At 63.6% G+C, this 24897-nt stretch carries 29 protein-coding genes; 9 read left to right on the top strand and 20 right to left on the bottom strand.

Annotation, left to right across the window (positions count from 1 at the left end; genetic code table 11):
- Positions 1 to 21: 21 nt before the first annotated feature.
- Positions 22 to 1224: an ABC transporter substrate-binding protein gene (locus ACIPK7_RS05585; protein ID WP_401086170.1), complete on the bottom strand. Its 1203-nt coding sequence runs from the start codon at positions 1222 to 1224 to the stop codon at positions 22 to 24.
- A 171-nt stretch (positions 1225 to 1395) separates the two neighbouring features.
- Here ACIPK7_RS05585 and ACIPK7_RS05580 point away from each other — a divergent pair, with 171 nt between their 5' ends.
- From ACIPK7_RS05580 to ACIPK7_RS05570, 3 genes are read left to right on the top strand one after another with little or no spacing between them, the layout of a single operon-like run.
- Positions 1396 to 1554 (top strand): hypothetical protein, encoded by a 159-nt coding sequence (locus ACIPK7_RS05580; protein WP_192431271.1) that lies wholly within the window; start codon positions 1396 to 1398, stop codon positions 1552 to 1554.
- Positions 1555 to 2823: a histidine kinase gene (locus ACIPK7_RS05575; RefSeq protein WP_401086167.1), complete on the top strand. Its 1269-nt coding sequence runs from the start codon at positions 1555 to 1557 to the stop codon at positions 2821 to 2823.
- On the top strand, positions 2820 to 3476 hold the full coding sequence (locus tag ACIPK7_RS05570; protein WP_192431273.1) for a response regulator: 657 nt from the start codon (positions 2820 to 2822) through the stop codon (positions 3474 to 3476). Before ACIPK7_RS05575 ends, ACIPK7_RS05570 begins: the two co-directional genes overlap by 4 nt.
- 2 nt (positions 3477 to 3478) lie before the next feature.
- Here ACIPK7_RS05570 and ACIPK7_RS05565 read toward each other — a convergent pair whose 3' ends face one another.
- Positions 3479 to 4573 carry a GNAT family N-acetyltransferase/peptidase C39 family protein gene (locus tag ACIPK7_RS05565; RefSeq protein WP_192431274.1) on the bottom strand — a complete coding sequence of 365 codons (1095 nt, stop codon included), beginning with the start codon at positions 4571 to 4573 and terminating at the stop codon, positions 3479 to 3481.
- A gap of 141 nt (positions 4574 to 4714) precedes the next feature.
- On the opposite strand from ACIPK7_RS05565, the gene ACIPK7_RS05560 reads away from it, so the two are divergent.
- A complete protein-coding gene (locus ACIPK7_RS05560) occupies positions 4715 to 6205 on the top strand; it encodes a RimK family protein (protein WP_401086163.1) in 1491 nt (496 codons plus the stop codon).
- A 131-nt stretch (positions 6206 to 6336) separates the two neighbouring features.
- Complete coding sequence (locus ACIPK7_RS05555) at positions 6337 to 7671, top strand: sigma-54 dependent transcriptional regulator (RefSeq protein WP_192431276.1); 1335 nt, start codon at positions 6337 to 6339, stop codon at positions 7669 to 7671.
- A gap of 228 nt (positions 7672 to 7899) precedes the next feature.
- On the opposite strand, the gene ACIPK7_RS05550 is transcribed toward ACIPK7_RS05555, so the two are convergent.
- From ACIPK7_RS05550 to ACIPK7_RS05525, 6 genes are all read right to left on the bottom strand, one after another.
- On the bottom strand, positions 7900 to 9174 hold the full coding sequence (locus ACIPK7_RS05550) for a hypothetical protein (RefSeq protein WP_192431277.1): 1275 nt from the start codon (positions 9172 to 9174) through the stop codon (positions 7900 to 7902).
- A gap of 52 nt (positions 9175 to 9226) precedes the next feature.
- The gene (locus ACIPK7_RS05545) at positions 9227 to 9964 is read right to left on the bottom strand and encodes a hypothetical protein (RefSeq protein WP_401086159.1); all 738 of its coding nucleotides are present in this window, start codon (positions 9962 to 9964) and stop codon (positions 9227 to 9229) included.
- Between the two features lie 46 nt (positions 9965 to 10010).
- Entirely contained in the window at positions 10011 to 10691 is a 681-nt protein-coding gene (locus ACIPK7_RS05540) for a C39 family peptidase (protein WP_045217496.1), read from the bottom strand.
- Between the two features lie 75 nt (positions 10692 to 10766).
- Positions 10767 to 11771 carry a heme utilization protein gene (locus ACIPK7_RS05535; RefSeq protein WP_192431279.1) on the bottom strand — a complete coding sequence of 335 codons (1005 nt, stop codon included), beginning with the start codon at positions 11769 to 11771 and terminating at the stop codon, positions 10767 to 10769.
- Between the two features lie 55 nt (positions 11772 to 11826).
- A complete protein-coding gene (locus tag ACIPK7_RS05530) occupies positions 11827 to 12405 on the bottom strand; it encodes an adhesin (protein ID WP_401086156.1) in 579 nt (192 codons plus the stop codon).
- Between the two features lies 1 nt (position 12406).
- Positions 12407 to 12859: a hypothetical protein gene (locus tag ACIPK7_RS05525; protein ID WP_192431281.1), complete on the bottom strand. Its 453-nt coding sequence runs from the start codon at positions 12857 to 12859 to the stop codon at positions 12407 to 12409.
- Between the two features lie 626 nt (positions 12860 to 13485).
- On the opposite strand from ACIPK7_RS05525, the gene ACIPK7_RS05520 reads away from it, so the two are divergent.
- Together ACIPK7_RS05520 and ACIPK7_RS05515 are read left to right on the top strand one after the other, a co-directional pair.
- Positions 13486 to 14316 (top strand): undecaprenyl-diphosphate phosphatase, encoded by an 831-nt coding sequence (locus ACIPK7_RS05520; protein ID WP_192431282.1) that lies wholly within the window; start codon positions 13486 to 13488, stop codon positions 14314 to 14316.
- A gap of 17 nt (positions 14317 to 14333) precedes the next feature.
- Complete coding sequence (locus ACIPK7_RS05515; RefSeq protein WP_401086152.1) at positions 14334 to 15044, top strand: DUF1294 domain-containing protein; 711 nt, start codon at positions 14334 to 14336, stop codon at positions 15042 to 15044.
- 7 nt (positions 15045 to 15051) lie between these two features.
- Here ACIPK7_RS05515 and ACIPK7_RS05510 read toward each other — a convergent pair whose 3' ends face one another.
- Complete coding sequence (locus tag ACIPK7_RS05510) at positions 15052 to 15957, bottom strand: LysR substrate-binding domain-containing protein (RefSeq protein ID WP_401086150.1); 906 nt, start codon at positions 15955 to 15957, stop codon at positions 15052 to 15054.
- 131 nt (positions 15958 to 16088) lie between these two features.
- On the opposite strand from ACIPK7_RS05510, the gene ACIPK7_RS05505 reads away from it, so the two are divergent.
- Positions 16089 to 16697: an FMN-dependent NADH-azoreductase gene (locus tag ACIPK7_RS05505; RefSeq protein ID WP_401086147.1), complete on the top strand. Its 609-nt coding sequence runs from the start codon at positions 16089 to 16091 to the stop codon at positions 16695 to 16697.
- Between the two features lie 200 nt (positions 16698 to 16897).
- Positions 16898 to 17911 carry an alpha/beta hydrolase family protein gene (locus tag ACIPK7_RS05500; protein ID WP_401086144.1) on the top strand — a complete coding sequence of 338 codons (1014 nt, stop codon included), beginning with the start codon at positions 16898 to 16900 and terminating at the stop codon, positions 17909 to 17911.
- Positions 17912 to 17987: 76 nt separating this feature from the next.
- On the opposite strand, the gene ACIPK7_RS05495 is transcribed toward ACIPK7_RS05500, so the two are convergent.
- From ACIPK7_RS05495 to ACIPK7_RS05445, 11 genes are all read right to left on the bottom strand, one after another.
- Positions 17988 to 19577, bottom strand: a complete 1590-nt coding sequence (locus tag ACIPK7_RS05495) for an ABC-F family ATPase (protein ID WP_192431481.1) — start codon at positions 19575 to 19577, stop codon at positions 17988 to 17990.
- A gap of 35 nt (positions 19578 to 19612) precedes the next feature.
- Positions 19613 to 20788, bottom strand: coding sequence for a tyrosine-type recombinase/integrase (locus ACIPK7_RS05490; protein ID WP_401086141.1), 1176 nt, complete (start codon positions 20786 to 20788; stop codon positions 19613 to 19615).
- Between the two features lie 275 nt (positions 20789 to 21063).
- Entirely contained in the window at positions 21064 to 21600 is a 537-nt protein-coding gene (locus ACIPK7_RS05485) for a DUF2786 domain-containing protein (RefSeq protein ID WP_401086138.1), read from the bottom strand.
- On the bottom strand, positions 21597 to 21878 hold the full coding sequence (locus ACIPK7_RS05480; protein ID WP_401086137.1) for a hypothetical protein: 282 nt from the start codon (positions 21876 to 21878) through the stop codon (positions 21597 to 21599). The genes ACIPK7_RS05485 and ACIPK7_RS05480 overlap by 4 nt, the downstream gene beginning before the upstream one ends.
- 236 nt (positions 21879 to 22114) lie before the next feature.
- Entirely contained in the window at positions 22115 to 22333 is a 219-nt protein-coding gene (locus ACIPK7_RS05475) for a hypothetical protein (protein ID WP_401086134.1), read from the bottom strand.
- Positions 22330 to 22935, bottom strand: a complete 606-nt coding sequence (locus ACIPK7_RS05470; protein WP_401086131.1) for a hypothetical protein — start codon at positions 22933 to 22935, stop codon at positions 22330 to 22332. The genes ACIPK7_RS05475 and ACIPK7_RS05470 overlap by 4 nt, the downstream gene beginning before the upstream one ends.
- 6 nt (positions 22936 to 22941) lie before the next feature.
- The gene (locus ACIPK7_RS05465) at positions 22942 to 23328 is read right to left on the bottom strand and encodes a pyocin activator PrtN family protein (RefSeq protein ID WP_401086129.1); all 387 of its coding nucleotides are present in this window, start codon (positions 23326 to 23328) and stop codon (positions 22942 to 22944) included.
- The gene (locus ACIPK7_RS05460) at positions 23325 to 23621 is read right to left on the bottom strand and encodes a DNA-binding protein (protein WP_401086126.1); all 297 of its coding nucleotides are present in this window, start codon (positions 23619 to 23621) and stop codon (positions 23325 to 23327) included. The genes ACIPK7_RS05465 and ACIPK7_RS05460 overlap by 4 nt, the downstream gene beginning before the upstream one ends.
- Position 23622: 1 nt before the next feature.
- Entirely contained in the window at positions 23623 to 24189 is a 567-nt protein-coding gene (locus tag ACIPK7_RS05455) for a hypothetical protein (RefSeq protein ID WP_401086124.1), read from the bottom strand.
- Positions 24186 to 24485 carry a hypothetical protein gene (locus tag ACIPK7_RS05450; RefSeq protein WP_401086121.1) on the bottom strand — a complete coding sequence of 100 codons (300 nt, stop codon included), beginning with the start codon at positions 24483 to 24485 and terminating at the stop codon, positions 24186 to 24188. The genes ACIPK7_RS05455 and ACIPK7_RS05450 overlap by 4 nt, the downstream gene beginning before the upstream one ends.
- Positions 24482 to 24790: a hypothetical protein gene (locus ACIPK7_RS05445; RefSeq protein ID WP_401086118.1), complete on the bottom strand. Its 309-nt coding sequence runs from the start codon at positions 24788 to 24790 to the stop codon at positions 24482 to 24484. The genes ACIPK7_RS05450 and ACIPK7_RS05445 overlap by 4 nt, the downstream gene beginning before the upstream one ends.
- Between the last annotated feature and the right edge of the window lie 107 nt (positions 24791 to 24897).

Raw genomic sequence — 24897 nt, 5'->3', positions numbered from 1 at the left:
AGTCCTCATGGATAGTTCTTCTTATGGCGTTGCGTCGGCGAGGTGGCACTGGCTTTCCGGTGCGTCGAGGCCGAGGCTGTCGAGTTCGCTGGCGGGGTGCAGGAAACCCTCCTGCGGCGACGTGCTGACCAGGGCGCGCGGCTGAACCAGCGGGATCGGCTGGCGCAGCTGGCCGTCCCATGGGCGGAAACCGAGCTTGTAGCCCTTGAAGCCGTCCAGGGGCAGGTCAGGGGACAGCGACAGCTTGCGGATCGCCAACGGATCGGCGTCGCGCAGCCGCGTCACGGCGCTGGCGATGCTGCGCACAGCGATCCAGGCGGCGAAGTCACGGTCGTTCATCCAGCGTCCGGCGTGTTCCTCGAAACGCTTCTGCAACTGGGCGGCGCCGTAGGTTTCCACGGTCTTGTGCCAGCCGATGGCGACCAAGCCCTGGGTGCCGGCGACGGGGCGCGGCAGCCAGGTGTTGTAGGGCACGTATTCGCCGAAGTCGCCGTGTTCGTCGGCCACCAGCACGGCGTCGTAGTCCTCGCTGGACTGGGTGAATAGAGCCATGTCGGCCTGGGCGCTGCGGCGCTGGTCGTTGTCGAAGGTGAAGGGCTTTTCCTCGACGATCTTCGCGCCGAAGCGCTTGGCCGAGCGCCGCAGGGCGTTGGCGTAGAGGGCGTCTTCCGGGCGCTGGCCGACGATCAGCAACCAGCGCGTCCACTTGCGCAGCACCAGGAACTGGGTGAGAGCGTCGGTCAGCATCAGCCGGCTGGGCAGGGTATGCAGCACGTTGATCGCGCACTGGCTGGCGCGCAGCTCGTCATCGGCGGCGCCGGCGTTGAACAGCAGGCTGTCCGGTAGCTCGGCTGCTACCTGGCGCAATGTGTCGGCCGGGGCGTTGATCACGAACAGGCGCAGGCCGGCATCGTGCAGGCGGTGGGCTTCGGCCAGCAGCTTTTCAGGGCTGTCGGTGCTGGCAGCTTCCAGGCTATAGCGGTGCTTGAGGAAGCGCCCGGTGCTGTTGCTATCGGTGATCGCCAGCTCCGCGCCGCGCAGGCCTGCGTCGGTGGGTTCGGGGATGACGTTGGACAGTAGCGGGCCGGGATCGGGTGTATAGCCCAGGTAGCCGATGCGGACTGCCAGTGCGGGGGCTTCCTCTGCGCGCACGTCGAGGCTGAAGGCAGCGGCGGACGCAACCGCGAGCAGGTAGGCGACGCCGTGCAGGACGAACTGGCGCATGGGGGCGACTCCTTTTTCGGGCCGGCTGGTTCTTGTGCGGCCAGCATAGGAAGCGCCTGGGGTGCGGCAAATATGCAGAAAGTACCGGTTGGGGCAGTACCAAGGTAGTAGGTTGCGCGCCGCGCCCACGTCCTAGGATGGCGCTACAAGAACCAGAAGAGGAGCGTCGCCATGCGTATCGCCGTCACTCTCGCCCTGCCGATTCTGCTGATGCTCAGCCTGTTCGGCTTCGATTTCCTCTATACCCGCAACGGCTACCTGCCGGCGGCGGAACTGCGCGTGCCGGTGGCCCCGGCAGGGTGCCTCACGACCTGTCGCAGCGCGCCGTAGATGTCGGCGCTCTGGCGGATAAACCTGCTGGTCGGGCTGTTCTTCGGCTTGCTCGCTGCCGTGTGCCTTGCCGTGCTGCTGCACCAGGGCAACGACGACGTGCGCCGCGAGATGGATGCTGCCCGTGGCGTGCTCGATTACCTGCGCGAGGCCGCGCAGCGCGATCCCGCCAGCCTCGATCCGGACCTCACCGCCGGCCTGCGCCATGTACGCGTGCACTGGCTGGACAGTCCCGCGCCCGCGCCGCGCTCGGGGCTGGATGACTGGCTGGCGACGCGCTTGTACCCCGACCTGCCAGCGCCGACCCTGCTGACCCTGGCCGATGGCCGACGCGTGCAACTGAGCCTCGATCCGCGCGACGAGATCGATGAGGTGCGCGATTCGCTGGTGCAACTGCTGGTGCTGTTCGGCGTGTCGCTGCTGGCCAGCCTGCTGGCGATCCGCTGGGCTGTGCGCGGCGGCTTGCGAGTGGTGGAGCAGTTGCATGACGCGCTGGGAGACGTTTCCCGTGGCCGTTTCCAGGCGCGCCTGCCGGATCACTCGCTGCCCGAGGCGCAGCGCCTGGCTAGCGGTTTCAATGACATGGCCGCGACGCTGGAGCATGCCTGCTCGGAGAACGCCGAGCTGACCCGCGCGCTGCTCGCGGTGCAGGAGCGTGAACGCCAGCAACTCGCGCAGGCGCTGCACGACGACATCGGCCAGTACCTCGCGGGTATCCGCGCGCAGGTGTTCCTGCTGCGCAGCCTGGAGCGCCAGGACGGCGTCGCCTTCGCCACGCTCGATCGTCTTGAACAGCATTGCCAGGGCCTCAACGAAAGCTTCCGCGCGCTGGTGCGTGACCTCTATCCGGTGGTGCTGGAACGGGTAAGCCTGCAGGAGGCGCTACGCCTGCATATCGAACAATGGCAGGCCAGTCAGGGCGTGGCCTGCCGGCTGCGGCTGGACGAACTGCCGGCTCTGCCGACGTCCGCCAAGGCCCACCTGTACCGTCTGTTGCAGGAGGCGCTGACCAACGTCGCCCGGCACGCTGGCGCTCGCCAGGTGCGGGTGGTCCTGCGGCGACGCGAGGGGCGCCTGTTCCTCTGGGTGCGTGACGACGGCCGGGGCTGCCATGGGTTGCCGCGCGCCGGTATCGGCATGCGCTCCATGCATGAGCGCGCGCGCTGCCTGGGTGGCGAACTGCACCTGCGTCGCCGCCCCGGTGGCGGCCTGGCATTGCGCTTGTGGATGCCTTTGGCGGAAAGCCTGATGAAAGGAGAGAGGGCGTGAAGATTCTGCTGGTGGACGATCACTTCGTGGTGCGTGATGGCATCGCCTCGCTGCTGCGCGGGCTGATCCCGGAAGTGGAAGTGAGCGAGGCCGCTGATGGCGAAGCTGCGCTGGAGGCGGTGCAGCGCAGCGTGCCCAGCCTGGTGATCCTGGATATCGGTCTGCCTGGCATCAGCGGTCTGGAAGTCACCCGCCGGCTGCGCCAGCGCCTGCCGCAGCTGCGGGTGCTGTTCTTCAGCATGCACGACGAGTTGCCGCTGGTACGTCAGGCGCTGGATGCCGGCGCAGCGGGCTACATCACCAAGAGCGCGTCACCGGCGGTGCTGGTGGAGGCGGTGCGGCGCATCCTTGCCGGCCATGCTTACATTGAGCAGCCGCTGGCCACCCAGCTGGCGCGCAGGCCCCAGGGCGCCAATGGCCAGGATCCACGGCTGCAAGGCATGACTCAGCGCGAGTTCGAAATCTTCGTGATGCTCGCCCGCGGCCTGCCGGTGCGGCAGGTCGCGGAGCACCTGTGCATCAGCGCGAAGACGGTGTCGAACCACGTCACCCTGCTCAAGCAGAAGCTGCAGGTGGTGTCCCACGCCGAGTTGGTACACCTGGCGATTGACGCCGGCGTGCTGCGGGTCGGCGGTGAGGCGCTGGCCGGCTAGCATCAGCGCTTGTAGAGGATCACCGCCGCGCGCAGCTTGCTGCGGCCGAAGCGGCTCATCTGCTCGAATTCCGTGTGGCTCACCGGGATGTGCTGGCAATCCAGCGGTTCGCGGTGCTGGCTGTGGTCGACGTCGGGGTCGTGCAGGTAGACGAAGTCCTCGTCGCAGTCGGTGACCACCACCCAGTGCGGCGCCTTGGAGTGGGTCAGCCGGTAGCTGCTGATCAGCACCAGCGGCTGGCCGCCGGCTTCCAGCGCGCCCTCGATATCCAGCTGGCTGACCAGCAATTGCTCGACGTCGCTCTGCGCCAGTTCGGCGCTGAAATCCTCGTGAACCAGGCGCATCACCTCGCGTTTTTCCTCGCTGCGTACGCCGTCGAGGAACAGCGGGCCGTCTTCTGACAGCAACAGGCGCACGCGGAAGCCGCGGCGCATTGCCGCCAGCGCCAGGCCTTGCGGACTGCAGCCGCCGTGGCCGGCGGTCATGTAGATGGTGGTCGCCTCGCGCCACAGACGCAGCTCCTCGCGGCGCTCCAGGCGGCGCTTGGGCTCCAGTGCGCCCATGGCCATCAGCAGCGCCGAGGGGCCGCAGGTGAACTCGGTGGTCTGTCGGTAGTACGGGACGTGGCGGTGAGTGCGCTCGTTGATGTGGCGGATGCGCTTCTCGAAGCGCAGGGCCTCGCTATGGTCTTCGTAGTAGTCGCGCACCGTGGCGAACGGGCGGTAGCCGTTGCGCTTGTAGAGGGCGATGGCGCCACGGTTGTCGGGGCGAACTTCCAGGCGCAGGTAGGCGCAGTCGTTCTCCAGCGCCTCGGCCTCGGCGCGGTCCAGCAGCTTCTGGCCCAGGCCGATGCCGCGGGCGCGTTCGTCCACGGCAATGGAGTAGAGGCGCGCCAGGGAGGTGCCCCGGTGGAACAGCACCAGCGCGTAACCCAGTAACTGGCCGTCGGACTCGGCGACGGTCAGGCTGGCGTGGGCGCGGCTGATCATCCACTGGAAGTTGCGGCGGGACAGGCGGTCGTGTTCGAAACAGCGGTTTTCCATCTCGACCAGTGCATGCAGGTCGTCGGCTGAAGCGGCGCGAAACTGGAGTTTCATAGAGTAAGCATTCGTTAATCTGCGGGGCGCACCTTGTCCGGTGCTGGCTGCGAACGGGTGTTGCGTCGTGCGGTCGAAGCTCAACCAGTATTGTCCCAGGGCCAGAGCGCGGCAAGCGCGCCAGCCAGCTTCGGAGGTGTCGTGAGCAAGTTGTTCATCATCGTGGAACGCAAGGAAGATTGGGCCTCCTACTATCCCAGCGACGACGTGGTCACCGCCCAGGAATACCTGGAGATGCCCATCGACGACGACAACGGCAAGCGCGTGCAGGTGATCAACCTGTGCCGCAACTACAAGTACCTGGGCCACGGTTATTACTGTTCGCTGCTGGCTGAGGCGCGCGGGCACAAGGTGATCCCGTCGGTGCGCAGCATCAGCGAGCTGGCGAAGAAGTCGCTCTACAGCCTGGCGCTGGAAGACCTGGAGAAGACCCTCGACAAGGCGCTGGCGGACCACCCTTACGGCAGTACCGATGGCTTCACCCTGACGCTGTATTTCGGCCGCACCGACATCGAGCCGCTGCAGGACCTGGCGCGCCAGCTGTTCGAGGCGCTGCCGTGTCCGATGCTGCTGGTGGAGTTCCGCAAGAACCGCGGCTGGCACATCGAAGGCGTGAGGCCTGGGAACATCCACAAGTTGCGCGAGGACCAGGAAGAACAGTTCGCCAATGCCCTGGATGGCTTCAGCCGACAGATCTGGCGCAAGCCGCGTTCGCGCAAGCAATATCGCTATGACCTGGCGATCCTGCACGACCCGGAAGAAGCCTTCCCGCCGTCTGACCGCAAGGCGCTGAAGAACTTCATCCGCATCGGCCGCAGCCTTGGCATCGACGTCGAGCTGATCGAAAAGAAGGACTACTCGCGCCTGGCCGAGTACGACGCGCTGCTGATCCGCGAGACCACCAGCGTCAGCGACCACACCTATCGCTTCGCCAAGAAAGCCGAGAGCGAGGGCATGGTGGTGATGGACGATCCGGTGTCGATCCTGCGCTGCACCAACAAGGTCTACCTCGCCGACCTGCTGCGCAGCCACAAGCTGGGCATGCCGGCCACCGAAATCCTCTACAAGGACAACCCGCAGGAGCTGGAGAAGGTCGGCGAGCGCCTGGGCTTCCCGCTGGTGCTGAAGATCCCCGACGGCAGTTTCTCCCGCGGCGTGATCAAGGTGGCCAACCAGGAGGAGCTGCTCAAGGCCAGTGCGGAACTGTTCGAGCGCTCGGTGCTGCTGCTCGCCCAGGAGTTCTTCTATACCGAATACGACTGGCGGATCGGCGTGTTGAACCAGAAACCCATATTCGCCTGCCAGTACTTCATGTCCAAGGGCCACTGGCAGATCTACGACCACAGCCCGGACGCCGAGGAAGTGAGCGGCGATTTCCGCACGATGGCGGTCCATGAGGCGCCGCGCAAAGTCGTGGAACTGGCGGTGAAAACCGCCAACCTGATCGGCGACGGGCTCTACGGCGTGGATTTGAAGCAGGCCGGGGACCGCGTGGTCGTCATCGAGGTGAACGACAACCCGAACATCGACTGTGGGGTGGAGGACGTCTACCTGGGAGACGATCTCTACAAGCTGGTGCTCGAGGAATTCGTGCGGAGGTTGGAAGTCAAGCGGCGTGGTCGCGGGTGGTGAGAACGATTCGGCATTGACCTTATAGGAAAACGGTCGATGGGCTGCGTCAAGATATTGCTAGCGTTACAAATTGGAGCGCCAACCAACTGTTTTTTAAAGTTTTTCAAAATAATGGCGCCAAGGAAGGGAGCATGCTTGAGGCAGCCACGAATCTTCGTCGCCTGCTGGTGGTCGATCCGTGCGACGACTGCCGCAGGCTATTACCCGGACTACGGGCAGCAGGGTGGGACGTAGACAGCTGCGAGCTGGATAATGCCAGCAATCGCGGTTGTGACGTCGGCCTGCTGCGCCTTCAACCCCGGCATCTCGAACGCCGGGAGTCCGTCAAGGAACTCATCAGCCGCAGCGGTACGGAGTGGATAGCCGTCCTTAGCCTGGACACTTTGCCGCTCAATGAAGTCGGCGATTTCGTCAGTGAGTGGTTCTTCGATTTCCATACCTTGCCCTTCGATGTGGCGCGGGTGCAGGTCACCCTCGGCCGCGCGTTCGGCATGGCGCGCCTGCGCGGGCGTGGCAGCGTGCACAGCGATGAGCATGAGCACGAGCTGCTGGGTGAGAGCCGCGATGTGCGCGAGCTGCGCAAGCTGCTGGCGAAGTTCGCGCCGACCGAGTCGCCTGTGCTGATCCGCGGTGAGAGCGGCACCGGCAAGGAGCTGGTGGCGCGTACGCTGCACCGCCAGTCGCGGCGGGCGGTCCGGCCGTTCGTGGCGATCAACTGCGGGGCGATGCCCGAGGCGCTGATCCAATCGGAGCTGTTCGGCCACGAAAAGGGTGCGTTCACCGGGGCGCACCAGCGCAAGATCGGTCGCTTCGAACAGGCCAACGGCGGCACGCTGTTCCTCGACGAGGTGGGCGACCTGCCGCTGGAGTTGCAGGCCAACCTGCTGCGGGTGCTTCAGGAGAAGCAGATCGAGCGTGTCGGCGGCAGCCAGCCCATTGATGTCGATGTACGGGTGCTGGCAGCGACCCATGTCGACCTGGAACAGGCGATTCGCGCCGGATCGTTCCGCGAGGATCTCTACTACCGGCTGAACGTCCTGCAGGTTTCCACTTCGCCGCTGCGCGAGCGCAATGGCGACCTGGCGCTGCTGGCCAATCACTTCGCCCACCTTTATAGCGTCGAGACCGGACGCCGCCCGCGGCGTTTCTCGGACGATGCGTTGGCGGCGATGGCCGAGCATAGCTGGCCGGGCAACGTTCGTGAGCTGGCCAACCGGGTGCGTCGTGGCCTGGTGCTGGCTGAAGGGCGACAGATCGAGGCCCGTGATCTGGGCCTGGAGCGGGAGAAGGGGCGTTCGGCGCATCTGCCGCTGGTGACCCTGGAGGAATACAAGCTCGGCGCCGAGCGCCAGGCCATGTGCGATGCGCTGGCCCGGCACGGTGACAACCTCAGCGTGGCGGCGCGGATGCTGGGCATCTCGCGGCCGACTTTCTATCGCTTGTTGCACAAGCATCAGTTGCGCTAGGGCAGGGTGGTCGGCACGGCGGGCGGACGCGGATTCGTCCCGCCTGCCTACCGCATTTCCTCCGCGTTTCGAATTCCCCTTGTTGGACGGGCGGGGCACCTGGTACATGCCCGCATTCGCGCGCATGGCGCGCTCCTACAGGTTGGCTCCGCCGTCTCTACCGAAGCCGCATTAGCAGGAATGACAAAGGCCCCGAAAAGGGGCCTTTGCGTTAGGACAGCCGAGCCGTCAGAAGTAATACGGGAACTTCACGCTGAAGCTGAAATCCGGCGCATCCGGCGAGATGCCGATAGACAGGTTCGGCACGATGGTCAGGTTGGGGCTCCACGCGTAGGTCAGGCCCCAGTTGAAGTACGCCGCGTTGGCGTCGCTGCCGGTGACGGTGGTCCAGTCACCGCCGTCGGCCTTGATCTTGCTCTTCTGGGCGATCAGGTCGGAGAAGGAGAACGACATGCTGGTCTTCTCGTTGAGGGCGAAGGCTACGCCCGCACCGATCTGGAACCAGTCGCCGAGGTCGACCTCGCCCTTTTGCTTCACGCCCTGGGTAGGGCTGATATCGTCGAAGGACTCCTTGAGGTTGTAGGTGTAGGAGAAGCTGCCGAACAGAACGGCGGGGTCGACGGTCTTGACCAGCGAGATGCCGGGGGTGACCGACCAGACGCCGTTGCCGGTGGGCAGGGACTCGGGCACGTTGAGGTTGTCGTTGTCCGAAGCGCGCTTGAGCTTGATGCCGTAGGGTTCCTTGCCGGTGGGGGCCTTGATCCGCAGGCTGACCACCGCGTCGGGGCGCGATTCGGTTTCGTCCATGAACTTGTAGGCGATGCCTACGTTGACGTCGCCCAGGGTCGGGTCGCGGGTGACCTTCTCGTCGGTGGACTGCGCCGTGGAGTTGCCGGCGCCGGCCGATTCGAAGGTGCTCTCGCGGTAAACCACAGGGGCGTTTATGTCGAACTGCCAGCGGTTGTTCCAGTTGTAGCGGCCAGTGAGGTCCAGGGTCCAGTTGTCGGCGTTGATGTTGTCCACGCCGATGTTGCCCAGGAAAATCGTGTCCAGCGCCAGGAAGCCGTTGAGGATCAGTTGCTTGGTGTCGTAATGGGTGTAGGTGATGCCTGTCTCGAAGCTGAAGGCGCCGTTGCCGAAGAAACCGCTGGCTTCGTCGTAGAGGTTCTCCACGCTCTTGGGCGGACTGGCGTCGTCCTTGAGCGACTCGCCGTAGGAGCTGCCGCTGGAGGCAACGGTGTTGCCGGTTCCGGGCGGTGTCGGCTTGCCAGTGGAGGTGACCAGGCGCTTGGGCTGCGCGGGCGCGGCCGGTGCTTCCTCAACCTGTCTGACGCGTTGCTCGAGCACCATCAGGGCTTTCTGTTGGGATTCATAACGCTGCTTGAGTTCCAGCAGCTCCTGCTTCAACGCCTCCACCTCGGCTTCCGTCGCCGCAGCGGCGTAGGTCGAGGGGAGTAAAGCGGATACACAGATTGCAGTTCCTAGCGATAGCGATCGGTGCATGGCGCGCTGTCCTTCTTATAGGTTGGACCTCACAGTCGCACTGGAGCGTAGATCACATACCCATGGTGCGAAGCCCTTTGAGTTGGTCAAGATTGCAGTCCAGCGCTCCAGTCGACGGAAGGTTGTTTTTGAGCACTACGCTGAGCTGTGCCAGGTTGTTGACGGCATTATTTCCACCCACCATCTGCGCGGCCTGGAGCAGTCCGCCGGCGGCGAGTTGCTGCATGGCGACACCCTGGCCGTTGGCGTTGATGGCCAGCTGTATGCCGCCATTTCCCGGCGTCACGCTGACGGTGCCGGCGCCGTTGCTGGCGCTGACAGGCGACCCGTTCAGCGGAGTGCCATCCTGGGCCATGACAGGTGCCTGGTTAGCTTCCTTCACGTCGATGCTGACGTTGTTCGATGCCGTGTTGTAGTCACCGGCAGCCCGAACGCTCTGGGTAACGCCCTGTGTTTGATTAAGGCCGGCTCCGCCGGCGACGGTGCCGGTACCTGCGGCCGGTGCTGCGCCGGTGCCTTTCTCGTCGATGGTGGTGACGTAGAACTGCGGCTTGATGGTGGATTCCTGGATCTGCATGCTGACCCTGGCGCCGATGTTGTCGCCCACGGCGTTCTTCCAGGTACTGCTCATGACGATGCCGAAGCTGATGACCCGGCCCGGCATCACGTATTTGCCGCGAAGCTGGGCCAACTCTTGATCCTTCAGTTCGATCGGCTTGAAGACGCTTTCCGCCTGGACCGGCAGGCAGGCCACTATGCAGGTGGCGGCAAGCAGTGGGATCACTTTCATTAGGGTTCTCCCCGGAAGGATTCCTGCCTTCCATTCTTGTGCGGTCTTAGAGGAAGTCGCTCTGGATGAAACCGAATTCCATGAGCTCTGCGTCCTTGACCGGGCTGAACGCATTGATTCGGTCCCTGGCCGTCAGTGGGTCGGGCGGGTTCATCAGGGCGTTGGCCTGTTCATAGCCCGGACCGATGACGGCGAAGATGATGCCGTTCCAGCCTTTGAGAAAATCTTCCTGGGTGAAGCGCTTGTGGCCCAGCACTGGATCGCCGATATAGACGTAGCCTTTATAGGCACGCTGCATCACGACGAAGTGTTTGTAGCCACGGATATCCATCAGCACTATCACCGGGATCGTCAGTTTCTCCAGAGACGCCGGCGGGATTCGGTACCCGCGTGCGCGCATGCCGATGCCTTCGAGGTAAGTCTTCATGTCGAGCATCGAGAAGCCCTGCGTGCGCACCAGGTCGGGGTCCGCCCGGACCAGCATCCCCTTGATCACAAATTCCTCGTCCACGTCCAGCGCATAGGCCTGGCGGAGGATCGTCGCCAGCGCGGCGGCGCCGCAGCTGAAGTCGGTCTTTTGCTGGACCAGATTGCTGAACTTGCGCTCGCGGATGCTCTCGACGTGTTTGTAGGCCATCGACCCGCCGGGAAGGATGGCGAAGGGGAGTTGCGCGGCCTGCGTCGTGAGGCTGAAAAGGGCGAGCAAAAGCAGAGCGGACGTACGCATGATCGTGACGCCTTGGGGTGGCTTGCGGAGAAGGAGGCTCCGTTGCCGGAGCCTCCTGGTGCTACGCCGTTTCGCTTACAGGCAGGATTTGCAGCCTGCGGCGATGGACAGCGAGTTGCTCTGCTGGTTGCCTACGCCAGCCGCAACGTTCGCGCCCAGGTTGCCCGAGACGTTGTTGAGCGAGTTGTTGATGGAGGCATCGTTGCGCACCGGGTCTTTCCAGCCGGTGGGGATCAGCACCTGATAGGTGGCCTGGCCTCTGAGGTCAACAGTGCCAGCCTCGACGAAGAACAGCGGATCCTTGTCGGTTTTGCTGCCACCGCTGTTACGGCTGTCATGACCGTCACGACCCGACTCGTCCACCACGTAGCCCGCGCCTGCGCCCTTGTAGGTGCCATGGGCGCTGAAGGTGGACCGCAAGGTTTCCTTCTCGTAAGTCAGGAAGGCCACGTTGCCCACGGTGTTGCCAGTGGAGGTCTGGGTGGCACCGCTGTGGGAGTCGGCACTACGACCACCGGACACGGCGGCTGCCATGTCGTTTTTCTGTTGGTTGTAGTTGCCCGAGGTGATGTTGATGCCGATGTTCCCCGAGGAGTTGCTGCCGGAGTTGTTCAGCGACGCCTTGTTGGTGGTGGAGAAGTTCCAGGCCTGGTTGTCCGTGTTGTTCTGGGTCACTTCAGTCGATGCATAGGCGGTACCGAAGATGAATTTCTCATCGGCAGTCGCCAGGGCGGCGGCATTGGCCTGTTGGTTCATATCGCCGGCGGCGACGTTGACGCCCACGTTCCCGGATGCGTTCCCCAACGATCCGTCGACTGTCGCGGTGTTCTTGGTGCCCATGTTTACCACGGTGTTGTCGCTGCTTTCCTGGGTGTCTTCCACCGTTGCGCTGGCGCCGGCCTCGATCCGCGGGTCCTTATAGGGATCGTACGGGGTCTTGGGTTGATGTTGCTCATGACCGTGGCCATTGTCGTGGCCGTGACCATGCCCGTTGTTGTTACGGTTATCCGCGTGCACTGCTACAGCCATGACCGCTGCAACAGCGAAAACCAGAGGCTTCAGAGCCATTCTTGGTTTCATGGTGTATCTCCTTTGCTTTGTTTGGCGTGTCTAGTGTTATTGGAGTTGGCTTGGGTCAATCCGCGACCCGGATGCTCAGGGTGTTGGCAATGCGATTGCCGACCCCGGCGCTCTGGCTCATCTGCACGACACCCCGGCTGCCGGCAAAGGCCTGGTCGCTGGTGACGACCTGCCGGCTACCCGTGGTGGAGTCCTTCGAGCCTGAGTTCACTGGCAGCGCGACGTTCTGCTGGGAAAGCACGCTGTCATCGACGCTCTGCGGAACGGCGCTGACGCTGATCCGCATGGCGTTCACTTGCTGGTTGGCAGCCCCGGCGGCCTGGTTCACGCCCAGTGCGCCGTTGCCGTTGGTGAAGGCATTGCCGGTGATGCTGGCGGACGCGGCCTGGTTGAGATCGACGCTGGCGTTGACCGTCTGGCGGAACTGGGTGGTAGCCTGGGCATTGCTGCCGATGGCGATAGCGCGGCCGTTGGCTTGTTGCTGGGAGTCGCCGGCGGCCTGGTTCACGCTGGCCACGCCGCGGTAGTTGCGCACGGCGCTGTCGATGCTGGCGTTGTTGACCGTCGAAGGATCAGCGGCGAGGGCCGTGACGCTGCAGATCAGAAGAGGGAGAGCGAGCAGGCGGGCGTTCATCTCAGCGATCCCCCGTCAGCATGCGCAGGGGCGAGAGCCCTTGCTGGACGGTGCGGTTCACCGAGTTGGAGATACCGGCGCCGCCGCCGGCCGCGCCAGCACCCATGCCATTGCCGTTGAGGGTCTGATTGGCGCCATTGTCCATGCCGACCAGTTGGCCGCCGGGCAGGATATGCCGCTGCAGGCTCGAGCCACTGGTGACTCCGGCGAAGTCGCTGTCGCTCAGCTCGGCGTTGCCGGTCTGACGCACGACCTGCTCGGAGATGTTCGGGTTGACGGTGATCGGGTTCGGATCGGGAATATCGGTCGGCCGGGTGGCGACACGTGGCTGCACCTGGCGTTGCAGGACGATGGTGCCGTCGCCGGCCAGTGCGACCGGGCACAGCGGAACACTGGCCGCGCCGCAAGCGAGCGTGACGAGAATGCCGACTATCCGTGAGTCGATGGTCCCCATGATGGCGGTTCCTTCTTGGTGCGCTGAGCCCTAACCAGCGGTACCAGGGTGGAGCAGGGGGCGTGCCGCTTTTAATCAGCTATTGAGAATCAATGACATGGCGTAAGGCCATGTGAGTCATCACGGAGCAGATGTCTCTGCATTGATACAGAACGAGCGTACGAAAGCCCCGCGCGGCCCCTAGAACGGGGCGCGTCTCACGGTAGAAGCGAATTCTGTTGCGCCCCTGATACACAACTTTGGGTGGGAGGGCGCGAGCCATGGCCCGTCAGCGTTTGCAGCGTTTCGAGTGTTTCGCCCTGTTTACAGAATCGGGTGGTTTGTAGACTTTCTGGCACGGAAGTACTGCAGGATTTTCAATGAATTAGGCATTTTGCATGATGGCGCGAACCCGTGCGGATCGCGGTTGTCTGCATCTTCCTGGCGATGAAAGGCAGCTCCTATTGCTGAACTGCCAACGCTTCCTCTGCTCGCGCCGTGGAAGAGAAATTTTTGTGAATTTCGTAGCGAATCGCAGGCAATGCATTAGCATGCCGACGCCGTTGCGGCGCTAGCGCGCCAGGAGCAGGCAGCGGGACAAAATCATTAGAAACGTGCGAGCCAGCGTGCCTCGCGGGGGAAGTAGTATGGATCTGTGGAGTGCCTTTCAGGCCTTCATTCTTGGCGTGGTCGAGGGGCTTACCGAATTCCTGCCGATCTCCAGTACCGGCCACCAGATCATCGTGGCGGATCTCATCGGCTTTGGCGGCGAGCGAGCCGAAGCCTTCAACATCATCATCCAACTGGCCGCCATCCTGGCCGTGGTCTGGGAGTTCCGCCGCAAGATCCTCGAGATCGTCGTTGGCCTGCCCACCCAGCGCAAGGCTCAGCGCTTCACCATCAACCTACTGATCGCTTTCTTCCCGGCGGTGGTCCTGGGCGTGGCCTTCGCCGACTACATCCACCACTACCTGTTCAACCCGATCACTGTGGCCGTGGCGCTGGTGGTGGGCGGCGTGATCATGCTCTGGGCGGAGAAACGCCAGCACGTGGTCCACGCCGAGACCGTCGACGACATGACCTGGAAGGAAGCGCTGAAGGTTGGCTGCTGCCAGTGCCTGGCGTTGATCCCGGGCACCTCGCGCTCCGGTGCCACCATCATCGGCGGCCTGCTGTTCGGCCTGTCGCGCAAGGCGGCCACGGAGTTCTCGTTCTTCCTCGCCATGCCGACCATGGTCGGCGCCGCGGTCTACTCGGGCTACAAGTACCGGGATATCTTCCAGCCGGCGGACCTCCCGGTATTCGCTATCGGTTTCGTCACCTCGTTCATCTTCGCGATGATCGCCGTACGCGGCCTGCTCAAGTTCATCGCCAATCACAGCTATGCGGCTTTCGCCTGGTACCGTATTGTCTTCGGCCTGCTGATCCTGGCGACCTGGCAGTTCGCCCTGATCGACTGGAGCAGCGTCAAACCCTGATCCGATAGCGAGTGAACGTGGAAAAGAACGGCACCATCAGCCGCTGGGACGATGACAAGGGCTTCGGCTTCATCCGCCCCCAGGCCGGCGGCAAGGAAGTCTTCCTGCATATCTCCGACTTCCGTGGCGACCGCCGCCCGAAAGAGGGCGATCAGGTCCGTTACGTCGAGGGCACCGGCAAGGACGGCCGCCCCCGCGCCGATCATGCCCGCCTTGCCGGGCTGGCCATCGATACCCCGGCAATCCGCCGTAAGCCCGTCACCGCTGCCACCCGCGAGCGGGTTCGCAGCGGCCGCGAAGTCGCCTTCCCCAGTGCGCCGAAACGCTCGCTGGGCAAGGCGCTGGTGGTCCTCGCTGTGCTGCTGGCGCTGCCCGTCATCGGTTCGGTGCTTTGGCTAAAGGATGCTTACTTCGTCTGGTTCCTCCTGCTCTATCCGGTCTTCAGCGTGCTGGCTTTCTTCGCCTATTGGCGTGATAAACGCAGCGCCGAGCGCAACGACTGGCGTACTCCCGAACAGAGCCTGCACCTGCTGGAACTGCTCGGTGGCTGGCCGGGCGCTTTCCTCGCCCAGCAGGTGTTCCGCCACAAGACCCGCAAGCTGTCCTTCCAGTTGGTTTTCTGGGCCATCGTGGTGCTGCACCAGCTGTTCTGGGTCGACTGGCTCAGCGGCGGCCGTCTGCTGAGCTGGATCGGCACCATGATGGGGCTGGTCACCGCTTCGGCCTAAGTGCCGATCAGACCGGCCAATCGTCTTTCGAGAAGCCTTCCTCCAGGTAGTCGAGCAGCGCCCGCACCGCCGGCAGGATTCCGCGCCGGTGCGGATATACCGCCTGCAGGTACGCTTCCGGTTCGCTCCAGGCGGGCAGCACGCGCACCAGACGACCTTCCTCCAGCTCCTGGGTGCAGTAATGCAGTGGCAGTGACGTTACGCCCAACCCCGCCAGCGCTACGTTCTTGCGCAGGTTGAAATCTTCCACAGCCAGCCGCGCCTCGAAGGCCACCTCCTTCACCGCGCCTTGCGGACCGATGAGCTTCATGTGCACGCGGCGGTCGTTGTCGATGGCACCCAGAACGGGCAGGGCGGCGAGGTCTTCCGGCAGGCGCAGATCGACGCCTTGCAGCAGCGAAGGCGCAGCCACCAACGCGGTCTTGGCCCGGCGCAGGCGCCGCGAGATCAGCGACAGGTCCTCATCCCCGGGGGCCCGCACGCGCAACGCGACATCGACGCCTTCATTGAGCAGGTCGACGCGGCGGTTGGTCAGCAGCAACTCCAGGTTCACCTGCGGATAGGCCGCCAGGAAGCCCGGCAGCATCTCGTTCAGCGAGGTTTCCGCCATCGCCACCGGGCATGACAGGCGCACCCGGCCCCGCGGTTCGGCGCTCAATTGCGCGGCGACTTCGTCCGCCATCTCAGCTTCCACGAGCATCGCCTGGCAATGCCGGTAATAGCGTTCGCCCAGGTCGGTGAGCGCCAGTTTTCGGGTCGTGCGTTGCAGCAGGCGCACATCCAGGCGTGCTTCCAGTTCCGCTACACGTCGCGACAGGCGGGACTTCGGGAGGCCTAACAGGCGCCCAGCGGCGGCGAATCCACCGGCTTCCACCACCTTGGCGAAATAGAAGAGGTCATTGAGGTCCTGCATGGGATTGTCCTGCTGGTGAGACGAATCATTGCATTTTTGCTGACTTATCGAAGATTGGCCACATGCGTAGTCTTGCCTCCAACGACGAATTCCTCCGCCAAACCACTTGGCACCTTCCCTGGAGAACACACATGAAATTGCTGCACATCGACTCGAGCATCCTTGGCGACAACTCCGCTTCCCGCCAACTGAGCGCCGAACTGGTCGCCGCCTGGGCCGCTGCCGAGCCGGGCGTCGAAGTCACCTACCGTGACCTGGCCGCCGACGCTATCAGCCACCTGTCCTCCGCCAGCCTGGTTGCTGCCGGTACTCCGGCCGAACTGCGCGACGCTGCTCAGAAGCACGAAGCCGACCTGGGCGAGAAGAGCATCGAGGAGTTTCTCGGCGCCGACGCCATCGTGATCGGCGCGCCGATGTACAACTTCTCCATCCCCAGCCAGCTGAAGGCCTGGATCGACCGCATCGCCGTCGCCGGCAAGACCTTCCGCTACACCGAGAACGGCCCGGAAGGACTGGCAGGTGGCAAGAAAGTGATCATCGTGTCCACCGCGGGCGGCATCCACGCCGGCCGGCCGAGTGGCATCGCCCATGAGAACTACCTCGAGCTGGTGCTGAACTTCCTCGGTATCACCGACATCGAGGTCGTTCGCGCTGAAGGTCTGGCTTACGGCGACGAACCGCGCCGCAACGCCATCGCCGGCGCCAAGGCGAGCATCGCCAGCCAGTTCGCCGCTGTCTGATCGTTGCACTGAAAAGAAAAAGCCCCCGCTCATGCGGGGCTTTTTTGTGCCCGGGCGGTACCGTCTGTCTGCGGGCACGGAGCGTGTCGCACTGGCGCGTAGTATGCAGGGGTTCCCTCCAGGCGGCGCCCGGTGGCCTCTGCATTCACCAACAAGCCTTGTGGCGCCTGATCTGGAGACAAATCGGAGCGAACTGCACCATGGCGAGGCGCCTGTTCTGGTTTCTGCTGCTCGTTACCTTCAGTACCGCGAGTTGGGCGGCTCAGGGCTGGAATGTGGGTTTTCACCGCCTGCAGGTGAGCGACCCGTTGGACCAGCAGCCGATGAAGGCGATCGCCTTCTATCCCACGCGCGCGCCGGAACAGCCCCTGCACTTGGGCAACTTCATCCTCGACGTCGCCTACGAGGGGCAGACCGCCAACGGTCGCTTCCCGCTGCTGGTGATGTCCCACGGCAACTACGGCACCCCGCTGGCCCATCGCGACCTGATCGAGGCGCTGGTGCGCAAGGGCTTCGTGGTCGTGACCCTGCTGCACCCCGGTGACAACCTGCATGACCACAGCCGCCTCGGCGCCAAGAGCAACCTCTACGGACGGCCGCTACAGGTATCGGAAACCATCAGTGCGGCGCTGCTCGATCCCAAAGTCGCGGCTATTGCCGATCCGCGCAAGGTCGGGGTGATCGGCTATTCGGCCGGTGGTGAAACCGCGCTGATCCTGGCCGGCGCCCAGCCGCGCCTGGAGCGGCTGATCAAGTATTGCCAGGAGCGCCCGGGCGACGCCGACGCCTGCAGCGAGAAGGGCCAGGTGCGCGCTGATCGAAATGACCTCGTGCCCATGGCCGATCCGCGCATCGGCGCTTTGCTGCTGCTGGCGCCGCTGAGCCTGATGTATGGCGTCCATGAACTGGAAGACGTGCAGGTGCCAGTGCTGCTCTACACCGGCAACGAGGACCAGATCCTTGACTGGAAGAAGAACGCCGGCGCGCTGGCTCGCAAACTGCCACAGCAGGCGGACCTGCGGGTGCTGGATGGGGCAGGGCACTTCGTCTTCATGTCGCCCTGTTCGGAGGAAGAGGTAGAAGCCACCCCTGACCTGTGTACTGACACCCAGGGTGTGGATCGCAAGGCCATTCACCGTGATCTGGCCGCTTCGGCGGCGGAGTTCTTCGACGTCAGCCTGGGCGGCGCGACGATGCAGACATCTGCGCGCTGATTGCTACGGAGAAGATCAAGAGCCCAAGAAAAAGCCCCGCACTTGGCGGGGCTTTTCCGTCGAAGCGTGGCGGTGATCAGACGATCACGCCCTGGCTGCGCAGGTAGTCATCGTAGGTTCCGCTGAAGTCGGTTATGCCGTTTTCCGACAGCTCGATGATGCGGGTGGCCAGGGAAGACACGAACTCGCGGTCATGGCTGACGAAGATCAGGGTGCCCGGATAGTTTTCCAGCGCCAGGTTGAGCGATTCGATGGACTCCATGTCCAGGTGGTTGGTCGGCTCGTCCATCACCAGCACGTTGGGGCGCTTGAGGATCAGCTTGCCGAACAGCATGCGACCCTGTTCACCACCGGAGATCACCTTCACCGACTTCTTGATGTCGTCGTTGGAAAACAGCATGCGGCCAAGGGTGCCGCGCACCAGCTGCTCGCCGCCCTGGGTCCACTGGGCCATCCAGTCGAACAGGTTGTAGTCGTCCTCGAAGTCCTCGGCGTGGTCCTGGGCGAAGTAGCCCACGTCCGCGCTATCGGTCCACTTCACTTCACCGGCGGTGGGCGCCATCTCGCCGACCAGGGTGCGCAGCAGGGTGGTCTTGCCGATGCCGTTCGGGCCGATGATGGCGATGCGCTCCCCAGCCTCCACCTGCAGGCTCAGGTTCTTGAACAGCGAGGTGCCATCGAAGCCCTGGCTGACCTTCTCCAGGGTCACCGCCTGACGGTGCAGCTTCTTGTGCTGCTCGAAACGGATGAACGGGCTGACGCGGCTGGACGGCTTGACCTCTTCCAGCTGGATCTTGTCGATCTGGCGCGCACGGCTGGTGGCCTGCTTGGCCTTGGAGGCGTTGGCCGAGAAGCGGCTGACGAAGGTCTGCAGCTCGGCGATCTGGGCTTTCTTCTTGGCGTTGTCCGACAGCAGGCGCTCACGGGCCTGTTCGGCCGCGGTCATGTACTCGTCGTAGTTGCCCGGGAACAGGCGCAGTTCGCCGTAGTCCAGGTCGGCCATGTGGGTGCAGACGCTGTTCAGGAAGTGACGGTCGTGGGAAATGATGATCATGGTGCTGTTACGCGCCGTGATGATGTTTTCCAGCCAGCGGATGGTATTGATGTCCAGGTGGTTGGTCGGCTCGTCGAGCAGCAGCAGGTCCGGATCGGAGAACAGCGCCTGCGCGAGCAGCACGCGCAGCTTCCAGCCGGGAGCGACGGCGCTCATCGGGCCGAAGTGCTGGTCCAGCGGAATGCCCAGGCCCAGCAGCAGTTCGCCGGCGCGGGATTCGGCGGTGTAGCCGTCGAACTCGGCGAACTGGACTTCCAGCTCGGCCACGGCCATGCCGTCTTCCTCGCTCATCTCCGGCAGGGAGTAGATGCGATCGCGCTCGGCCTTGACCTTCCACAGTTCCTCGTGGCCCATGATCACGGTGTCGATCACGCTGAAGTCTTCGTAGGCGAACTGGTCCTGGCGCAGCTTGCCCAGGCGCACGCCGTTTTCCAGCATTACCTGGCCGCCGGAAGGCTCCAGCTCACCGCCGAGGATCTTCATGAAGGTGGACTTGCCGCAACCGTTGGCGCCGATCAGGCCGTAGCGGTTGCCGTTACCGAATTTGACGGAAACGTTTTCGAACAGCGGCTTGGCGCCAAACTGCATGGTGATATTTGCGGTAGAAATCAAAATGCTTACCTATCAATAACTTACAAGCTTCTGAATCAGGCTGATACCGATTTGATACCGATTTGCAGCTTTGCTATCTCGCTCCAGTCGGAGCCTGAGTTGATCCAGCGGGCATACGTGGAGAGCAGCACCTGGACTGTATTGCCCAGTTGTTGCGCGATGAAGGCGGGGTTCATTCCGGACATTAAGCACATTGTCGCATAGGTGTGGCGGCAGTTGTATGGCCGCCGGTACCGGATGCCCAGTGCCTGGAGGGTAGGCCGCCACTGGTGGTGGATGTCGGAGGTCTGTTTGACGTGTTCGTGGTTCTTCGAGGGGAAGAACACGAACGGCGTAGTTTTCACGGATCCAACGCCTTTCTTCCTGCGTTCGGCATAGGCCCGGGCGAACTCAAGGGCGTGGAGCGCTCGGTGGTTGAGTAGCACCGTTCGGGTCTTGTGCGTCTTCGTGCGCTCTTCGATTTCGCCGAGGGCCAGGACGCGGAAGATCCTGGCTTGTTTCTGCTGTATGTCTACGGCGTCCCACTGGAGCGCAAGCGCCTCCTGTATGCGCATTCCCGTGTAGAACATGAATTCGTACAGCGCGGCATAGATGCTGGTCGGCCAGAAGTCGCGGGCGTACATGGCTGCGATGATGCGGTCGGCTTCTTCCTGGGTGAATGGGTCAGGTTCTTTGCGCCCGCGCCTTGGTAGCTCCAGCGCCTCCGCCGGATTGGAAGTGATCAGGCGGTCAGAGACCGCCGAGTTGAGCACTGTGGTCAGCCTGGCGATGGCGTTGCGCTGGACGGCCGGGCTGGTCCACTGCGTTTCCGTGATGATCTGACGGAGTAGGGTGGTTGTGATCAGGTCCAGCCGGGTCAGCGCAAGATGTGGCTGCCAATACAGGTTCAGGGCACTGAGGTAGTTATTCCGCGTGCCCTTGGTCATCCCGCGGCTGTCCAGCCAGAGCTGGGCGTAGTTGCCGAAGGTGTTGTGACTTGAAGCGTGGGGCGAGTTGGGGAAAAGCTCTGCATAGCTTGCATCGTCCAACAGCCCCAGCTTGATCAGCCCGACTACCTTAGTACGCAGTCGGGATGCAGCCTGGATGCCTTTCGGCGTGACGGGATACGCAAGCGTTTCGCTGAAGCGGCGGCCGTTCCAAGTGAAGCGGATTCGGAGGGAGTTGCGGAAGAGTTCCACCCCGGTGGGCATATCCACTGACTTTCCAGCCATTCGTCGTATCTCCTTTTGCTGTAAATGGTTTCGCGGCCGAGCTTGATCCAGACGCCTTCGGGGATTTGCTTGCGGAAGCGGCGCGTTCTAAGGGCCGCTACTGTCGTGCCGAGGAAGGCTGCAAACTGAGCTTCGGTCAGTTTGTCGTGATCGGCCTCAACGAGTTTTTCTGCTGCGCTCATCTGGCTAGCACCTCATTTGTCGAACGGCCCGCACGGCCTCCGCGACGCACTCGCGGGCTTCTGTGTTGCAACGGGTGAGGTTGGGGAGTTGGGTCATAGTGAGGGCTCCCGCTTGTGTGCCAGACGGGACCGCACAGGCGTTGGCTGGATCGTGGCCGCCATGCGGATCGTCTTCATGTCTTGCTCGGAGAGCGGCGAGTCGTCTTTCCCTGGTGTTGATGGGAAAAGCCGGTTCGCTTGCACGAAGGCCGAGAATGCGATTTCGAAGTGCTCTGCGAGTGCCTTGCGGAGCGTTTCGTAGTGCAGTTCGAATTCGATAGCCTCGGCGGGAGTTACTTCTACTCCGATCGTTCGGCGGTTGTGACGGTGCGTGTAAACGCCTGGTGAAAGCGTGTCGCACACCTTGGCCATGATCTGCGACGCCAGCCTGCGCTCGTGGGTGTTCGCCATCGGAAACCATCTGATGCTGGGCTGCTCGTCGCAGAGGTCGTCAATGGTGAGGCCGTGCCGCTCCAGCATCTTGTCGAGCATGCGGCGAGCGGTGTCCCGCTCGCCGCCCACCCCGCGCTCGGCTAGGGCGAGGAGCTTGCGCAGCTTCGCCTGAACCTTCTCGTCGGTACGCTCCGTCATGGCTCGCTCCCTGGTACGCCGAGGCGGCTAGAGACTGCCGCCAGGATCGCCAGCAGCAGTTCGCGGGGCAGGGTGCCGGAGGCGATCAGGGCGGGGATTTCGGCGGGTTGGATGTAAGCGCCGTCGCCGTTCAATTCGGCCATTTGCAGGCGGCCGGAGGGGTCGAAGGTGCAGATAAAGCGACTGGTGATGATTAGTTCTCGTGCAGCGGCCTGAGCCTGAGCGCTACTGCGGGCGCGAATGCCGGTCAGTTTGGCGTTGTGGGCAGGGGTCGTCATGGTGGGATGCTCCGTTGTCATTGTTGGGCCGCACAGGGGCTCGGCAATGCAACTGCCACGCGGACGGCGCGTGGTCGAAGAGCGGGACGCGACAGCTGAGTGTAGTTCGACGCGCACCATCGCGAGGCAGTGCAAGCCCCCGAGGTTGAGCGCCAGAAAGGCTATAAGTCCGTAAGATTGCACTGAAGAAATTCGGGGATCTGTCCGGTAACGGAGAAGGCATAGGGCGAAGTGCATCATGAGATTTCGTTCTCCAAGTCCTGGGCCAGCAACTGGTCGCGGATCTCGCGTTTCAACTGGTGGAGCGTCGAGGCGTCGATGAGCTGCAGCAGACGCATTTCCATCGCGCGGTCGAAACGGCGGATCTCGGCCAGCTGGCGGGTGGCGTTCTGGTAATGGTGCTGCAACAGCCCGGCATCAGCCGGGCTGAGTCGCATGGGGCGAATGCGGGTCACGCGGCCCGCCTGGGCGAGGACTCCTCGCTCTGCTGCTCGATCGGCTGGAAGCGCTGCACCAGCTGCTGCAGGTGGTTGGCTGCGACCTCGGCGTGATTGACCTTCTGCGAGCCGGTGCGGCGGAACGCAACGGCGTGCTGGCCGAGCTGGCGGGCCGCGTGTTGCAGGTGTTGCACGTCTTCGGGCAACAGGGCGCGTGCCTCAGCCTGGTGGAGCTGCTGAACCGTCAGTTCAAGCGCGCCGGCTGCGGTTTCGTTCAGGCGGTTCAGTGCGTCGAGGGTTTCAAGGTGGTCTTTCTGCGCCTCCTGCAGGTCGGCTATCTGCAGCTCGGCGTCGATCGCGCGGGCCTTCCATCGCGCGAGTTCTGAGTGGACCTGATGGTGGGCCTGGGCGAGCTGGGACAGCTCGTCGGTGAGCAGTTCGCGGCGCTCGTGCTCCTGTTCGAACTGCTGCTGCAACTCCAGCGCGCGCTCGTTGGCAAGGGCGGAGGTGATGGCGCCGCGTCGCTCGCCGTCGCGGCGGCCGTTGTAGTAGGACATCGCGCCGACGATGACGACGCCGGCAATCATGATCAGCAGGGCGAAAATCGGGTTGTGTTCCATGGTGTGTTACTCCTTCGTGGTGGGCTCGGTGGTGGCGAGCCGTTGGGTCAGTTCCTCGTCCGCGATCTGTGCTCGGAGTTCGATGTACACGGCGAGGCGGTGAATCTCGACGAACAGCGGGGCTTTGTCGGATGGATCGAGCGTTTGAATAGGCAACGTAATGCGCCCGCTCAAAATGGCCTTGGTGAAGCTCTCCGGGTTGAGGTTGCGGAAGTAGGTGACGCGGATCTGTTCCAACGGGATCAGCGGGTTTCCGAACGTGCGGTGAAGAAGCTCGACCAGTGCCTGGCGCGGTGCCGGGAACAGGCCGAGCGTGGCTTGCTGATGCTCGCTCGGCACCGGCATTTTCCTGCTGCTGAGCGGTGTAGGCCGTTGGCGTAGCGGGCTGTTCATGCGTCACCTGCTCGCCGATCCGGCTGCGCTTCGGGCATGGGCAGCTCGCGGCCGATCTTCTCGGCCAGCCAGCGCAGGGAGCTTTCTTTCACCCTGGTGCTGTAGCTGGAGCGCGTGCCGGTGTAAGGCGTGCTGTAGGTGCCTTGGTGCGTGTACAGGTGGGCGCCGTCACGGTCCGGGCGCAACGGGTAGTCGAGGTGATCGAGCAGGCCAGCGCGACGCATGGCGCTGACCAGTTCGGGGCGGCGCATGCCGAGGCGATGCGCTGCCATCTGCAGCGTTAGACCAGCCATGTCAGGCCACCTTGAACACGTCGGGAAAGGCCTCCGCGAGGCGCACGCCCTGGACGAACGACTTCACCGTATCGAATAGCCGCGCATAGGCGTTGCGGCGGTCGAGGGACAGGCGGAAGTGCAGCACGGCGCCGTGCCCGTCCAGATGACATTCGTAGCCCAGCCGGCCACGTCGGAGTTGCAGGCAAATTTCGAGGTCATCGAGCGGCAGGTAGTGCGTGCCCTGGCCGAGCTGTAGCGCGTGGCGCAGCGTGCTTTCCATGTTGCTGACCAGTTCGTCTTCGCCGTAGTCGAGCAGGCCGGACGGTGTGTAGCCGTTGGCCTGGCTGGTGATGAAGCGGGCGATACGGTGATCGTTCTGCGTGTGGCGGCGATCTAGGGTGACCGATCCGCAGTGGTCGGCAATGCGCACGGTGACGGCGACGGCGCGCTCGCACTGCTCGATCGTGACAGCTGCCTCAACGGACAGGCCGGCGCCATCGGCGAGAGTGTGGTGGAAGGTGCCATTCAGCCCGGCCTGTGTGCGGATGCGCTGGCGGGCGGCTGGGGAGAGCTGTAGGTAAGTCATGCTGCGGCCTCCTCGGGCGAAGCCGTCAGGAAGTCGCGCAGCCAGTTCAGATGCTCGGTGAGGTCGCGCTCCTCCTCCTGCGCCGTCTGGTGCTTCCACTCGGCGAGGTTGGTCTCGTAGGCAGGGAAATCCTCCTCGGGCTGCGCCTGGTAGTTCGTGTCGGCGGGCTTCAGGTAGGTCTCGAGGATGTCAACGTGCCCGCAGTAGCGCACAAAGGCGTGCCATTGGCCTTGGGCGTTGATCTGCAGGGCTGTGGTGACGATCTGCGCGATAAGGGGCTGGCTGGTGGGTTTCATGCTGCACCCCCGGTGAACGGGCCGTGGGGCACATAGGGGCGCGGGGATCTGGCATGCGCGGTGCGGATGAAGGCGCAGCCGGCATCCTCGGCGATACGGCGAACCTCGAATATGCGGTTGACGCTCGGGCCGGTGGGGAGCAGGTGGACTGCTGCAGGGCCGGTGGTCGGCAGGCGTTGCGCGGTGGTGGGGCGCGGAACTACCTGAATGAAGTCGCAGCCGGCTTCAGCGGCCTGGTAGGCGATTGCTGCCAGGGTGCCCGGATAGCGCAGGCATGACAGTGGGTGGATCGTAGCGATGGACATTGCGGTGCTCCTGTTCGTGGTAAGAACAGGAGATAAGCTACACCTTGAGACAGAAAACACAACACATATTGAGAGATTGTGATTTTTCTTGTCGGTGGTGCGATTTG

Source organism: Pseudomonas sp. NPDC086581 (assembly GCF_044746165.1).
In the GTDB taxonomy this organism is placed as follows: Bacteria; Pseudomonadota; Gammaproteobacteria; order Pseudomonadales; family Pseudomonadaceae; genus Pseudomonas.
The sequence above is the reverse complement of the archived record's forward strand: the minus strand, read 5'-3'. Positions and strand labels throughout refer to the sequence as shown.